The sequence below is a fragment of the Paenibacillus sp. P3E genome, assembly GCF_001909045.1.
Classification (GTDB): Bacteria; Bacillota; Bacilli; order Paenibacillales; family Paenibacillaceae; genus Paenibacillus_AQ; species Paenibacillus_AQ helianthi.
In genome coordinates this window covers 1-13,831 of sequence record NZ_LVWH01000022.1, presented here as the reverse complement: position 1 = coordinate 13,831, position 13,831 = coordinate 1, and the positions used below count along the sequence as shown (strand labels likewise).

At 48.4% G+C, this 13,831-nt stretch carries 13 protein-coding genes; 3 read left to right on the top strand and 10 right to left on the bottom strand.

The window, feature by feature from the left end:
• Positions 1-238: 238 nt before the first annotated feature.
• From gerQ to bcaP, 6 genes are all read right to left on the bottom strand, one after another.
• Positions 239-637, bottom strand: a complete 399-nt coding sequence (gerQ, locus tag A3842_RS04265; protein ID WP_244169899.1) for a spore coat protein GerQ — start codon at positions 635-637, stop codon at positions 239-241.
• Positions 638-1,028: 391 nt separating this feature from the next.
• Positions 1,029-1,451, bottom strand: coding sequence for a cell wall hydrolase (locus A3842_RS04255; protein ID WP_074084481.1), 423 nt, complete (start codon positions 1,449-1,451; stop codon positions 1,029-1,031).
• A 350-nt stretch (positions 1,452-1,801) separates the two neighbouring features.
• Positions 1,802-2,191, bottom strand: a complete 390-nt coding sequence (locus A3842_RS04250) for a DUF2500 domain-containing protein (protein WP_074100561.1) — start codon at positions 2,189-2,191, stop codon at positions 1,802-1,804.
• 212 nt (positions 2,192-2,403) lie between these two features.
• Complete coding sequence (locus A3842_RS32350; protein ID WP_167374778.1) at positions 2,404-2,580, bottom strand: hypothetical protein; 177 nt, start codon at positions 2,578-2,580, stop codon at positions 2,404-2,406.
• A 231-nt stretch (positions 2,581-2,811) separates the two neighbouring features.
• Complete coding sequence (locus tag A3842_RS04245) at positions 2,812-4,104, bottom strand: WD40/YVTN/BNR-like repeat-containing protein (protein WP_167374777.1); 1,293 nt, start codon at positions 4,102-4,104, stop codon at positions 2,812-2,814.
• Between the two features lie 24 nt (positions 4,105-4,128).
• Positions 4,129-5,514, bottom strand: coding sequence for a branched-chain amino acid transporter BcaP (gene bcaP / locus A3842_RS04240; protein WP_074100557.1), 1,386 nt, complete (start codon positions 5,512-5,514; stop codon positions 4,129-4,131).
• A 258-nt stretch (positions 5,515-5,772) separates the two neighbouring features.
• On the opposite strand from bcaP, the gene A3842_RS04235 reads away from it, so the two are divergent.
• Positions 5,773-6,699, top strand: coding sequence for an L-lactate dehydrogenase (locus A3842_RS04235; protein WP_074084484.1), 927 nt, complete (start codon positions 5,773-5,775; stop codon positions 6,697-6,699).
• A gap of 247 nt (positions 6,700-6,946) precedes the next feature.
• On the opposite strand, the gene A3842_RS04230 is transcribed toward A3842_RS04235, so the two are convergent.
• Positions 6,947-7,855, bottom strand: a complete 909-nt coding sequence (locus A3842_RS04230; protein ID WP_074084485.1) for a tyrosine-type recombinase/integrase — start codon at positions 7,853-7,855, stop codon at positions 6,947-6,949.
• 1 nt (position 7,856) lies between these two features.
• Entirely contained in the window at positions 7,857-8,786 is a 930-nt protein-coding gene (locus A3842_RS04225; protein WP_074084486.1) for a LysR family transcriptional regulator, read from the bottom strand.
• Positions 8,787-8,920: 134 nt separating this feature from the next.
• Here A3842_RS04225 and A3842_RS04220 point away from each other — a divergent pair, with 134 nt between their 5' ends.
• Positions 8,921-10,231 (top strand): APC family permease, encoded by a 1,311-nt coding sequence (locus tag A3842_RS04220; RefSeq protein ID WP_074100556.1) that lies wholly within the window; start codon positions 8,921-8,923, stop codon positions 10,229-10,231.
• 97 nt (positions 10,232-10,328) lie between these two features.
• Here A3842_RS04220 and A3842_RS31840 read toward each other — a convergent pair whose 3' ends face one another.
• Positions 10,329-10,922 carry a hypothetical protein gene (locus A3842_RS31840; protein ID WP_143186152.1) on the bottom strand — a complete coding sequence of 198 codons (594 nt, stop codon included), beginning with the start codon at positions 10,920-10,922 and terminating at the stop codon, positions 10,329-10,331.
• A 212-nt stretch (positions 10,923-11,134) separates the two neighbouring features.
• On the opposite strand from A3842_RS31840, the gene A3842_RS04210 reads away from it, so the two are divergent.
• Complete coding sequence (locus A3842_RS04210) at positions 11,135-12,085, top strand: alpha/beta hydrolase (protein ID WP_074100554.1); 951 nt, start codon at positions 11,135-11,137, stop codon at positions 12,083-12,085.
• Between the two features lie 286 nt (positions 12,086-12,371).
• Here A3842_RS04210 and A3842_RS04205 read toward each other — a convergent pair whose 3' ends face one another.
• Complete coding sequence (locus A3842_RS04205) at positions 12,372-13,592, bottom strand: aminotransferase class I/II-fold pyridoxal phosphate-dependent enzyme (protein WP_074100553.1); 1,221 nt, start codon at positions 13,590-13,592, stop codon at positions 12,372-12,374.
• Positions 13,593-13,831 lie beyond the last annotated feature (239 nt).

Here is a 13,831-nt window from a genome sequence, read left to right as displayed (position 1 = left end):
TTATTATAATATTACTTTGCGTATAAAAACAGGTGCGAACAAGTGTAAAAATATCATCCTTGTTTGCGCTGTATCAATAATAGTAATTCCGTGAAAGAATGATCCTTCTTCTACCTTAGGTTAAATCTTAAATACCCCTTCCGTCAACCTCAGTACACCGGAATGCTAAGAAACGGCAACCGCCCTTTGTAAAGGCGTGTTGCCGTTTCCCTGTTAAACTAGGATATGCGTATTGTCGTTAACGATAGTTGCGTGTAGTCGGAGGATTGCCAATCGTACCGGGGTATTGATATACAAGCGGCTCATCAAAGGTAGCATAATCGAAGTTCACCATCAGCAGCACAATGCGCTGTCCGGTGGTTTTGTCGCTGATAATAATGTGGTCACGGCCTGCAGCTTCCAGAACACCAGTATAGACCTTGGCGTTCCAATCTTTGTTATTCTCGTATGTGAAGTAAAAGGTGCCGACTTTGCCTAGATTCAGCCGGAAAATGTTTTCGATGTATGATTGCTCATAGACTGGAGCGGTAGTCGATACTACGTTGCCGGTTGGAGTCATTGGGCTGCCGCTGGTGACTTGAGGGGGCGGTCCGCTCATCGTACCCATAGTGCCCATAGTACCACCCATAGTGCCCATAGTGCCAGTACCCATAGTACCCATAGTGCCCATTTTTCCCATTCCCATTGGGCTCATGCTATGCATGCCGTTCATATTATTCATGTTGCCTACATTGCTCATGTTGTTCATATTGTTCATGTTGTTCATGTTGTTCATGTTGTTCATTGCACCAGAGGGATTGCTGCCAATCGTATAAGTAACGGGGCGGTAAGGTTGAACGATCATCTTTAAAAAACCTCCTAGTTATTGTTGGTGTGCAGGCTGATTCGGACAGCCTAAGGTAAGCTGAAGCTCGTTCTCAAGCTAACGGTCACTCAGAGAAACACTACCTGGAGTAGAACCGGATTTGGGCAGCGGAAGCGAAGCACCGAAATTCCCGGCTGCATCCGCATCCGCCGACCTGAACGGTTTAGTATACTGCAGGACAGTCCTCGCTTGTGGGAGTGTAAAAGCAATGTGCTTTATACCGGCCGGTATTCTGCTGGTTGAACCAGGTCGCCGGGCAGTCTCCGACGGGACGAAAAAACCAGAGGGCGTTAGATGCCGGCCTGGTTCGTTCACCACCGATAGCACGTCTGGCGAGACGGATATCGGACTCCCTGGCCCGCTGGTAGAAATATCCTTTCTGCGGAGCTTCGAAGCCACCTGGACTCTGAAAGACCATGTCATTCACATTGCGGATGTTTTTGAAATCCAGACAGTTGCCTAGTATCCGGTTGACGCCAACATTGCCGACCATTAGCATGCCAGAATCTCCATCCTCCTCGGCTTCTGCCCGCATCAACCGTGCAAGTACCCTTACATCCCCCGAGTTTGCTTTAATTACGGCCACTCTTTCTCCTCCTTAGCCTACACTTTCTCAACTGCTCGCTGTATTGTATGTGCATTCGCCTAAGAGGTGACTGCTGCGCCCAATTTTCTCCCTGTTCCTGTTCTCAGAATCCATTCGGGTTCTGGCTCACAGATCATTTTACGTGTTATTCCGCCGTCAATCACAAGCTAAGCACCTGTGACAAAATTGTTGTCCGCTGTAGTCAGATACAGGCTGCAGATATTTCATGTTCTGATTACACTCATAGGTAGTTAAATTTCACATCATACAAATATCCCCTTGTTCCTCGAACCGGAAACAAGGGGAATCTATAGTATACGCCGCTATTCTGTAAACAACTTACATTTTTCCTATTCTGCTGTTGAGTAATGGGGCTGCCGCTGAAATCCCTGGTATCTTGTACCCTGATAAGTCAGAATACCCCTGTCTCCCTCCGCACTCATGCCGTATTCATTGCCGTCCACCTTGAATTCCATCCGCACGCCATTCTCCAGCTCATAGGTCAAATAATAGGTGGTGTTCGTCCGGCTGTTATTGTTGTCATCCTGCAGCTGTTGCCGGAGTTCACTGCGTTTGCTGACGATACGGGCAGGGATGGTCAATAGGGGCGAGCTGTTGTTCCGGCTCCACACAAGCAGCCCCCTGCCTGCAGAAACAGCGACAATGCCAATCACCACAGCAAGAAAGATCGGTATTACCGTCCCCGTAAGATCAAACATCCAAGCCGGATCCGGGCCCATTCCCATGACTTAATCCCCCTTATTCCCCATGTTCTCCTGTTCCCTGCCAGGATACAGGCACTTCTGTACATGTATATGCCCCAGGTATTCCATACAGCATTACAAAAACATTATTTTCGATGATCTATAATTGCAGGCAAGGCAAAAAGACCACTCAGCTCTCTTTTCAGAGATAAAAGTGGTCTTCATTAACGTTGATCCGGCAACTTCGATTAAGCGTGTACGAGATCCAATAATTGCTTAGTTTCATCTGTTTCTTCAGGAAGCATTCCATTGTCTGCCCAGCAAGCTTTGCATTGTTCTTCTGTTTCACACAGGTGTGCATCATCACAGTTGTAGCACAGTTGCAGAAGGTTTCTGGTTACAAAATCCGTTTCGAAAGTTTTCATTTTAATCTCTCCTATTCGGGATGAAAGTTTGTGAAAAAATGAACTTGTTCTCTATGTGTTAAATATATCACAGTATTATTCGTTTGTCATGTGATTTTTTTCACATTTTTAAAGAAAATTTTAAATAAGATTTTTGATGCTTCATTTTTCATAATCGAAATCTATCAAATAAAGAGAGCCCAGCCAACCCGAATTAGGTTGTTGGGCTCCCCTCGTATTCACGATCTGAATTTACATCACCCGCCAGCTTAACCCTCCATTAGTGGTCTGGAGCAGGATAGATTTGCGGTCTTCTTTTTTCTCAATCAACAGCCATCCCACCTCGGAGGAAACAAACTGCAGCTTCACAATCTCAGGATACTCCGCTAGCTTCGATTGCAGCACACCGCTGGCAGGAAGCGCCGTCCAGGTCTGGCCCTGATTCGTGGTCTTATACAGCACATCCTTCTTCAGGGTCCAGCCAAGCTGTGCGTTCAAAAAGGCGGGGGCAATATGGCGGTTGATCCCCGTCTGGGGTCCCAGTCCAAAGGTTACAAATTTCCAGTTCCCGCCCCCATTAGCTGTAAAATAACCATTGTAAGTAATACTGCCTTCCTTGTCCTTTTGGCAACCTACAGACATCCATCCATTCAGACTGGCCTTGTCAAAAAAATCAGGCTCCCCTGTGATCACCCGGTCACAACCCCGTAACTGTTCATTAACGAGAAATTCCGGACCCTGATCCCAGGTTACCCCACTGTCTTTGGTCATGTAGATTTTGGGAAGTGCACCGGTCTGTAAGGTCACAAAACCATGTCCAAAATCCTTGAACACCATTCCCGTAATCACACCGGATATCGGGATCGTATTATTCGGCAAGTTAGGATTATATTGCTCGTTTTGCATGACCAGGTTCCAGATCGCTCCACCATCGTTTGTAGCATACAGTGCTTTGCTCTCTTTGGTGGTTTTTGCATCCCAGGAGGTCATCAGCCATCCGTGATCTGGGGAATTGAAATAGATCGAAGAAATCGCATTGGCATCAGGAAAAGAAGAAATTTTCCAGCTGCTTCCCCCATCTGTCGTGCGTAGTACAACCGTTTCCGTATGACCCGATGCGCTGCGGATGATCCATCCATTGCTCGGATCTGTGAAGAATATGTCTTTGCCATAGACAGGATTGGACAAAAACTGGACATTCGAAGATGGCGAGATATTGCTCCATGTCTTGCCGTTATCCATCGTCATATATATCCGCAGCTCATTTTTGGTTACGCCCCAGGCTAGCCCTATGGCATCATTCAGCAGTCTAAAATCCGTCAGACGGGTCTGAATCTGATATTTCGGCGTACTTTTTTCGTTGTCAATATTTTGGGCATCCGGGGTAATAAGCGTAATCGTCTGCCCCTCTTCCGGCGCTTCCGTCGGCTGTGGGGGCTGGGAAGGTTCCGGAGAAGGCGAAGAGCAAGCAGAGAGTATAAGCAAGGTCAGGAGTACCGTAAATACAGCTCCTAGAGCCTTAAAACCTGTAATCTTGAATGACAAAGCCCTCTCCTCTTCCTGCATTAATTATTTGTTATGATTCAGATTACTTCTCTTGTAACCGTATAAAGCATAGATGATTAAACCAATAACCAGCCAAATCACAAAGCCGATCCAGGTGTCTCTTCCCAAATTATACATCAAATATCCACAAGCCGCCGCACTAAGCAAAGGAATTACAGGCACCCATGGAACTTTAAATCCTCTTTTCAAGTTCGGATGGGTATACCGCAGTGCGATTACACCCAGCGAAACGACAAGAAAGGCGAAAAGTGTACCGATACTGGTCAGATTAGCCAGACGGTCCAGCGGAACAAAACCAGTGACCACGGCAATAATGCCGCCTACCATCCAGGTGCTGCGTACAGGGGTGTGCGTCTTAGAACTGATTTTGGATAAGGTCTGCGGCAGAAGTCCGTCCCGTGAAATCGCAAACATTAGACGGGTCTGGCCGAACAACAGCACGAGCAGAACTGTAGTCATCCCGGCAATAGCCCCCACGGAGATCAGCCCGGCGATCATATTCTGGTCCACAAAACGGAGTGCAAAAGAAACCGGATCACTGACATTCAGGCTCTGGTAAGGGACGATCCCGGTGAGCACCAGCGATACAACGATATAGAGCACCGTACAGATCGCCAGGGAGGAAATGATCCCGATGGGCAGATCACGCTGCGGCCGTTTTACTTCTTCTGCTGCGGTGGATAAGGCATCAAAGCCGATATAAGCAAAAAATACAGTAGCTGCACCATTGACTACACCATGCAATCCAAAGGGCATAAAGGGCGTCCAATTCTCCGGTTTCACATAGAAAACACCAGTAACAATAAACAAAATGACCACCGTCAGCTTGATTATTACCATAATGGCATTAAAGCGGGCTGTTTCCTTGACCCCCCTGGTCAATAGGAAGGAAATCAGCAAAATAATGATAATTGCAGGCAGGTTGATAAACGTTCCTTTGTCCGCATTATAAGCCCCGGAGAGGGCTGTGGGCAAATGCAGGCCAAATCCGTCAAGGAGACCCTGGAAATATCCAGACCACCCGCTACTTACCGCTGCCGCTGCAACGCCGTACTCGAGCACCAAATCCCATCCTAGAATCCAGGCTAATAGTTCACCGAAAGCCACATAACTGTAGGCATAGGCACTACCCGATACCGGAATCGTGGATGCGAACTCTGAATAACACAATGCTGACAGCACACAGGCAATCCCTGCCAGCACGAATGACAGCACCAAGGCAGGGCCCGCGTGCTCTGCTGCCGCCACTCCCGTCATTACAAATATACCGGTACCAATAATCGCCCCCACACCAAGCATGGTTAGATCCAGAGCACCTAATGTCTTGCTGAGCTTGACTCCTTCGGCGCTTGCTGGAGCACTCAAAGGTTTCTTGCGGAATAAATCCATTCGTTCATTCTCCCCTGTCTTCTATATAAATAGATCATGCTATAAAGAAGCGGCCAAACTAAAGAACAGATAACCCAAATAATTACAAGGAATATGGAAATACTACACATTACTTACTCAGTTATTCCAAAATCCTTGTTAGTTTGCCCATTTTCGGGTAATGGATTAAATGCGGACCGCTTGAAAACACTAACCTTAGCGCTTATGATGGATAAGATTGGACACAAAAAATTCAAAAACTCAGGAGGAGATATAGCAATGGCCCCCCCATTCAAACCAAATCGTGTCGTAGTGATCGGCACTGGTGCAGTCGGCACTACTACGGCCTACACTTTGCTGCTGCGCAGACGCATGCAGGAGCTGGTTCTTATTGATGTGAATCATCAGAAAGCCCTTGGTGAAGCACTTGATATGAACCATGGCATGCCTTTTGTCGGTGGCGTGAAGCTCTGGGCAGGAACCTATGAAGATTGCCGTGAAGCAGATATCATTATTGTGACCGCTGGCGCCTCCCAAAAACCCGGTGAAACCCGGATTGATCTGCTGCGCAAAAACATCTCGATTTTTAAAGACATTATCCAAAAAATCACGAAATACAACCAGCATGCTATTCTGCTGATCGCGACGAATCCAGTGGATATTTTGGCTTATGCCACCCTCAAGATCAGTGGCTTCGACCGCAGACGTGTTATCGGCTCCGGAACAGTACTCGATAGTGCAAGATTCCGGTATCTGATTGGCCTTCACAAAGAAATTGACCCGCGCAGCATTCACGGACAAATCATTGGTGAGCATGGTGACTCCGAGCTGCCTGTATGGAGTCTGTCCAATGTCGCCGGGATTGATCTCGGTTTTGACGAAGCCGAACGCCAGGATATTTTTGAGGACACTAAAAATGCCGCTTATGAGATCATTGATGCCAAAGGTTCAACCTCCTATGCGATTGCTCTGGCACTGGATCGGATCGTAGATGCCATTCTTAACAACGAAAGTGCCGTGCTTAACGTCTCCACGCTGCTTAACAATTATAATGGAGTCTCCGATGTTTTCCTGGGAGTCCCATGTGTAGTTGACCGTTCCGGCGTACGTGAAGTACTGGATCTGCCGCTCAGTGAAGAGGAGAAAGCCCTATTCCAGAAATCCGGTGACAAGCTGAAAAGTGAAATCTCTAAACTGGAGCTATAGACTGTACTCTGGCAGTTCCCGACTATTTCCCCCTTCCATTAGGGAGGAGATAGTCTTTTTGGCATGTTCTTACTTGCTGTCCGGTAGACCAAACTTCAGGACCGGAAAACAAAAGAAACCGTCCTTCCGGTCATGGAGAATAACCCCCACTACTGAAAGGACGGAGTTTCTAATACCAGTAAATATAACATGAATCGTTATGTCTGCCAATGAAATAGGTCCTTGCTATTATATGATGAAAATACTATTACGGCATACTGATCTGCAGTCTGGACATCGCTTCTTCTTTCTCCCGGCTCGTGATATGTGTATATACGGTAGTGGTCTGGATAGATGAGTGTCCCAGAAGCTCCTGAACAGTCCGCAAATCCGCCCCCTTACGCAGCAGCATGGTAGCGAAGGAATGGCGCAGCTTGTGGCTAGAGTAAGGTCTGCGGAGGGCAGCGGGTACTTCACTCTGGAAACGGCCAAAGGTATCGGAAGCAATTCCCTGGATCCCCCGGATGGATAATCTGCGCCCTTTTTGAGAGATAAATAAGGCATCCTCCTTACTTCGCCAAGGCTCAAGCCTGTCTGTCAGGGCCTGCTCCAAAAAAGGGGCAAGCTCCGCAGGCACCGGAATATTCCGCCATTTGCGGCCTTTTCCGAATACTCTAAGTGTAAGGCGTTCGGCATTATAGTCGCTCAGATTCAGGGTGTGAACCTCCCCTACCCGCAGTCCCATATAGGACATAAGCAGAAAAACCGCGAGGTTACGGCTTCTATACTTCCCTTCGACAGCAGACAAAAACCGCTGCAATTCATGCTCCTCCAGATAGACCGGCTCACGGTTTTTCTCCGTCTTGGATTTCTTAATGCCCGCCGCAGGATTCGCAGTCAGCAATTCAAGCTCCATCAATGCCTTAAACAAACAGTTAACAGAAGCATGCTTACGGTTACGTGTTGAATCGCTGACTCCCCGCTCACGGACTGAGGTTAAGTAGGACACGATATGCAGCTTCTTGACGGTCTCCAGACTTTTACCGTTCAGACTCACCAGAAACTCCCGCACATCGGCAAGATAGGACTTCTGTGTATATGGGGTAAAGCCGGCATCCTTCATCCAGATTAAAAAAGCATCCAGCTCTTCTTCATAGTCAGGCTCTGGTTGGTTCATGTCAAATTCCCTCCCATTTATTATTGTCTGTTTCCCCGGTTCTCCATGCAGACGCATGATTCTCTACAATTGTCAGGAATTCTGCCAAAGCCGGTGATTTCCACTTTTTATTATGGTACGCGGTTTGGGTAGCTACCCGCTGCGACTCGTCATTCCAATGAAGACGGGCCAGCTTGCCTTCAGCCAGCTCACTCCGGACCGTAATCAGGGGCAAAAAAGAAATACCCAGTCCGGCCATCACACATTGCTTAATCGCTTCTATGCTCCAGAATTCCAGCTTCGGATCGGGGAACACGCCGTGGCTGTTCAAATGCCGCTCGAACAAGGTACGATAGGTGCATCCGGTTTCGGTGTGCAGAATAGTTTCGTCCTTCAGATGAAGCGGCAGAACCTCATCCAGATTCATAAGCGGATGACCAAGCGGAGCAATCAGTGTCATCGCCTCATGAATAAGCGTCTCGGTATGAAGATCCTTATACTCCGTCTCGGGCTGCAGCAAAAATACCAGATCCAGCTCACCGGAGCGGACAAACTCGGTTAGTTCCCAGCAGGCGCCAGGCTTCAGTGTGATCTGCACCTGAGGATACCTTCCGCGGAATTCCTTAATGATGCCAGGCAGCCGAAAAGCAGCCAGTGACTCAGGTGCCCCAATCCGCAGCGCTCCGGTCAGTTCGGTTTCCGAACGCAGCGCAACCTCAGCCATAGTGTGCATCCGGGAGATCTCCTGGGCATACGGGAGCAGACGGCGGCCAGCATCTGTGAGGATAATCTTTTTACTGATACGGTCAAACAGCGGCTGGCCCAGCTCTGCTTCAAGCGCCTGGATCTGGGCGGTAATGCTGGACTGCGCATAATCCAGTTTCTGGGCGGCACGTGTAAAGCTGCCGGTTTCGACTACGACCAGAAATGTAAACAGATGGCGTGATTCCAGGGAGACCCCTCCTTCATATATAATGATTATCTATCGGTTTTTCAGATGGATGTTATCTGTTTATTCCGTTTTTCCAATGGATCTATTATCTGATACTCTATATATAAATACAAGGAAAGCAGGCCATATTCATTATGAAACAAACTTTGCAACGCAATATAGGAATGCCGCAGGCCATTGCCCTATATATTGGGGCCGTGCTGGGTTCAGGGGTTCTGATCGTCCCTGGACTTGCGGCTGAATTGGCTGGGCCTGCCTCTCTTCTCGCTTGGGGATTTATGACGCTGCTGATCCTCCCCTTGGCTCTGTCCATGGGTCTCCTTTCCGCCAAGTTCCCAAATGCGGGGGGAGTCTCACATTTTGTCACACTGGCATTTGGCCCAAAGGCGGGCGCACTGGTTGGCTGGTTCTTCCTGATGTCGGTCCCGATCGGAGGCCCCGTCGCCGCATTAACCGGAGCCGGATATATGACGGCAGCTATGGGCTGGGGGGACAATGCCCGAATTGCTCTGGCAGCAGCCATGCTGGGAATTGGGCTGGTTACGAATTGGATTGGAATGCAGGTAGCCGGGAAAGTACAGATTGCTGTGGTGATTGCCATCGTCGCTGTATTGGTATTTTCATTTGCCGCTGCAATTCCCCGGATAGAACGTGTCCACTTCACACCGTTTGCTCCGCACGGCTGGATGAGTGTCGGCCAGGCGGCAGCCATATTGTTCTGGTGCTTCATCGGCTGGGAAGCCGTGTCTCATTTGTCTGAAGAGTTCAAGGACCCCCAGCGGGCTGCAGTCAAAGGCGTCACCATCGCCGCCATTATTGTAGGAGTACTGTATTTCTTGTCCGCACTTGCTACTGTCGGTACCCAGAGCTATCTGAAGGGCGGAGCCGATTCCTCCCTGGTCTGGATCATCAGCCAGCCGCTTGGCTCCTGGGGCGGATTCATCGCCGGCTTGACCGGACTGTTCATCTGCACCGCGACTATTATCGCTTATACCGGGGCCGCTTCGCGAGTAGCCTTTGCACTTTCCAGGCAGGGCTACGCCCCTAAATGGATGGGCCGTATGTCGAAGCGATATCAGACCCCCACAGGGGCCATCGGTTTCCTGCTATTGTGCTTTGTCACAGTGCTGTTTCTGTACGGCAGCGGACTGCTTTCCATTACGACGCTGATCCAATTTCCAAATGCCACCTTCATTTTGACATATATCGGGGGCTGTGCTGCGGGAATCCGTCTCCTGAAGGGCAACCGCACGGGTGTTGTGATCAGTTGGATCTCATTCGCCGCAACAGCGGGTGTGTTTCCTTTTACCGGCCTAGCGATTGGTTATCCGCTGTTGATTACTGCCCTCTTCTTCCTGATTGTCTATACCAGAGCGGATCGCAATACAGCCCAACTGGAGTCACTGCCAGGAGATCCGGACGAGGTTAAACGGAACGCACTTTAAATATTCCGTGATGTGTGATAAGTATACCCACCTGTATAACAAACAGGCCGCAACGACCTTGGTGACAAGGATGGATGCGGCCTGTTTGTTTACAAGCTTACATAATCTCTACGGCAAAAACTGCCGAGGTTTGATTCAGTGTATATTTCCCATCTTCAGTCAGCCAAGTGGCCTCATATAGATAATAGTATAATCCTTTCACTTTGGGCGCTTCAAACACCCCATCCGACAAATCGACCGGAAGATATACATTATTTTCTCTAATTTCCGAAACATATACCTTAGCAGGCAGTGGTTCGTAGTTAGGCTTAATGCTGATCCGATCCCCCGGATCAATAACTGTGGGGGGCTCACCGTTTAGCATGGCTCTGCCACCCACATAATCAGCACAACCCAGCGTGTCCCAGCAATAGCTGCTCTGTACTACATGCACTGAAGTTATTGGTGTGCTTACTATGGGTAGAGGGGGCTGGCCTGCTGGTGTCACAGCTTTTGATGATTTCGGGATTGGTAGCGCCGAGAGAACTCCTAATGACTCCATGTTATCTGCTGGCTCCTTTGTTCCTGTCGATGTTGCCTCTAAGTCTTCTACAGAATGCTCTGGCTTCTCTTGTCTCCCTTTAATAGAAGGATCAATGGCTTGATTTGCTGCATAGCCCACAAACATCAACCCAAGAACCAACAAAACCATCCGGCTGAAATATTTTATCAACTTACTCACCTCAGTTATAAGACGAGTTTTCCATTAAAAGGTTGCTAATTATCTATATCAAGGTGTATCTTGCAGTTCACTGCCACTTGGATAATTCCAAATAGAACCAGCCCCTGCCGTTTCAGTTCACGAAAACTTGGTTATGAATGAAAGGAGACTGCCCAAAATGGGATAGAAGGAGACGATTGACCATGCCAAAAGATAATAAAATCATTCTCGAAGCTGCGGCCCGAAAATTTGCCGATGACAATGCCGAACCTCCATTTCTGCCTGACCTGGGACCTGAAAAAGGACGTGAAACAGTGAACACTGTGCAGTCCAGTGAAATTTACAAACCGGAAGCAGATCTTCAGGATCTTACCGTGCCTGGTGGACCCGGAGGTGAAGTTCGTATACGTATCATCCGCCCGGTGAACACTTCAAGTGAAACTCTGCCTGTCATTTTGTATATCCATGGTGCAGGGTGGGTCTTCGGCAACAGCCATACCCATGACCGGCTGATCCGTGAGCTGGCAACAGGTGCTGGAGCAGCCCTCGTATTCCCTGAATACAGTCTCTCTCCGGAAGCAAAATATCCTACAGCCATTGAGGAGATTTACGCGGTACTGACATGGATTGCCGATCATGGATCGGAATATGGCCTTGATACCAGTAAATTAACCGTAGCTGGCGATAGTGTCGGCGGAAATATGACCGCTGCCATAACCTTGATGGCCAAGGAGCGGGGCGGCCCGACGATTTCCAAGCAGCTCCTGTTCTATCCGGTAACGGACGCTTCTTTTGACACCGAATCCTACCATCTCTTTGCTGAAGGCTACTTCCTGCAGCGGACCGGGATGAAATGGTTCTGGGATCAGTATACTACCAGCGAGGAAGAGCGTGACCAGATCACAGCCTCGCCGCTTCGTGCCAGTCTGGAGCAGCTAAGTGGACTACCAGAAGCACTAATCATAACCGGCGAAGCCGATGTCCTCCGCGATGAAGGCGAAGCCTATGCCAATAAACTGCGGGAAGCCGGTGTATCCGTAACCGCGGTTCGCTTCCAGGGAATAATTCATGACTTCGTGATGCTGAATGCCCTGGCTGATACTAATGCCAAAAAAGGCGCTATCCTGCTGGCTACCAGTTGGCTTCGTCAATAGGTCAGGTTTAGCGTTTACTTCATTAATATACATCAGCAAACAGGCCTGCAATGGATATTCTCCGGTGCGGGCCTGTTTTTTTGCAAGAGGTTACATATTCTATTGTCTATATTTCACCCGTTATTTGCGCTGTGCATAGAACTCAGTCGCTTGGACCAGCATGTCCTTCAATGATCCGAAGGAAGTTCTCTTGCTTACATGTTCCTTGAGCTGATCCAGCGGCAGGTGAATTATTTAGTTAACATAATATTATTTATGTTATCTAATTTACTCTTCTCGGGAGAATCTAGCCGTTCATTCGCAAATACTCCCCTATTCTCCGGGTGGCTTCCACAAGCCGCTCTTCCTCTTCTACCAGTGCAATTCGGACGTATCCCTCCCCTTGTTCCCCAAAGGCTGCTCCAGGAATGACTGCTACTCCTGTTCCCAGTAAAAGGTCGCGTGCGAAGCTGTGTGATCTTCCTTGTCCCTGTCCAGTATTGTAGGCATCAGGCAGCTGTGCCCAAATGAACATAGTCGCTCTAGGCTTCTGAACTACCCAGCCTTGCCGAGCCAATGCTGCTATAAATACATCCCGTCGCCGTTCATACAACGGTGCAACTCCTTCATTCTCCCCCGCTTTCATCGCCATCTCCAATGCAGCTACAGCTGCTTCCTGGATGGGGTCGAACACACCATAATCTACATTGCTCTTAAGCTCCCTCAGCGCTCCAACCGCCTCACGGTTACCGGTCATAAAGCCTATCCGGCAGCCAGCCATGTTGAAGCTTTTTGAGAAGGAATGAAATTCAACAGCAGTGTCGTGTGCCCCTGGCACCTGCAAAATGCTAACTGGCTTATATCCGTCAAAACCCATTTCCGAATACGCCAGGTCGTGTATAACCAGCACATTCCATTTACGGGCTAATTGGATTAATTTCTCCATATATGTAAGATCCACCGTTGTAGATATCGGATTGCCGGGAAAACTGAGCAGAATAAAAACAGCCTCCCGCCATACCTCATCCGGTATACTGTCCAAATCAGGAATGAAGGCGTTCTTCTCCAGCAGCGGCAGTGTCCAGGCTTTCACTCCTGCTATCGCTAATGAACCGGAATAAATGGGATACCCCGGGTCAGGCACGATAGCCAGATCACCCGGATTGCAGACGGCAAGCGCCAAATGTGCCAATCCATCCTGTGAGCCCATGAGCGCCACGATTTCATCCTCCGGTTCTACCGTTACACCAAACCTTGCTTCCATCCAAGCAGCTGCTTGTTTCCGGAATGTAACGCTTCCTCTGGATGATGGATAGGTGTAGCTATTCTCCCTAAGTACAGCTTCACTCAGAACCTGACGTATTTGTAGAGCAGGTGCCTGGTCCGGACTTCCGATTCCCAGATCGATCACATCTAGTCCGGATTGCGTTGCTTCCTCTTTCCATGCTGCCACTTCTGCAAAAATGGAGGAACCCAGCCGGGACAGTTTGTCTGATCTCCAGCTTCGTTTGGAATTGCTAAATGTCAACGAGTCCACCTACTTGTTTTTTGAATCATTATAGCATGACCCAGAAGAAGATGATTTCGAAACTTTTAGAGATACTCGGTGAATACATATAATTGTTAGCTATATACTTAAATATTACTTTTTTCCTTTTTATTCAATGGATTCGAGTCGTACAAGTGCCTTATTCCATAAATAAAATCGATCTCATCCAAAACAGCGTATAATTTATGTTATACGCTGTTTTTTTTATAGGTTTATAG

What these genes read in the sequence shown, in the direction of transcription:
- A3842_RS31840 (WP_143186152.1), bottom strand. Translation starts at nt 10,922, where the DNA reads ATGGTTTTGTTGGTTCTTGGGTTGATGTTTGTGGGCTATGCAGCAAAT.
- A3842_RS04250 (WP_074100561.1), bottom strand. Translation starts at nt 2,191, where the DNA reads ATGGGCCCGGATCCGGCTTGGATGTTTGATCTTACGGGGACGGTAATA.
- A3842_RS04220 (WP_074100556.1), top strand. Translation starts at nt 8,921, where the DNA reads ATGAAACAAACTTTGCAACGCAATATAGGAATGCCGCAGGCCATTGCC.
- A3842_RS04210 (WP_074100554.1), top strand. Translation starts at nt 11,135, where the DNA reads ATGCCAAAAGATAATAAAATCATTCTCGAAGCTGCGGCCCGAAAATTT.
- bcaP (WP_074100557.1), bottom strand. Translation starts at nt 5,514, where the DNA reads ATGGATTTATTCCGCAAGAAACCTTTGAGTGCTCCAGCAAGCGCCGAA.
- gerQ (WP_244169899.1), bottom strand. Translation starts at nt 637, where the DNA reads ATGGGCACTATGGGTGGTACTATGGGCACTATGGGTACGATGAGCGGA.
- A3842_RS04235 (WP_074084484.1), top strand. Translation starts at nt 5,773, where the DNA reads ATGGCCCCCCCATTCAAACCAAATCGTGTCGTAGTGATCGGCACTGGT.
- A3842_RS04230 (WP_074084485.1), bottom strand. Translation starts at nt 7,855, where the DNA reads ATGAACCAACCAGAGCCTGACTATGAAGAAGAGCTGGATGCTTTTTTA.
- A3842_RS32350 (WP_167374778.1), bottom strand. Translation starts at nt 2,580, where the DNA reads ATGAAAACTTTCGAAACGGATTTTGTAACCAGAAACCTTCTGCAACTG.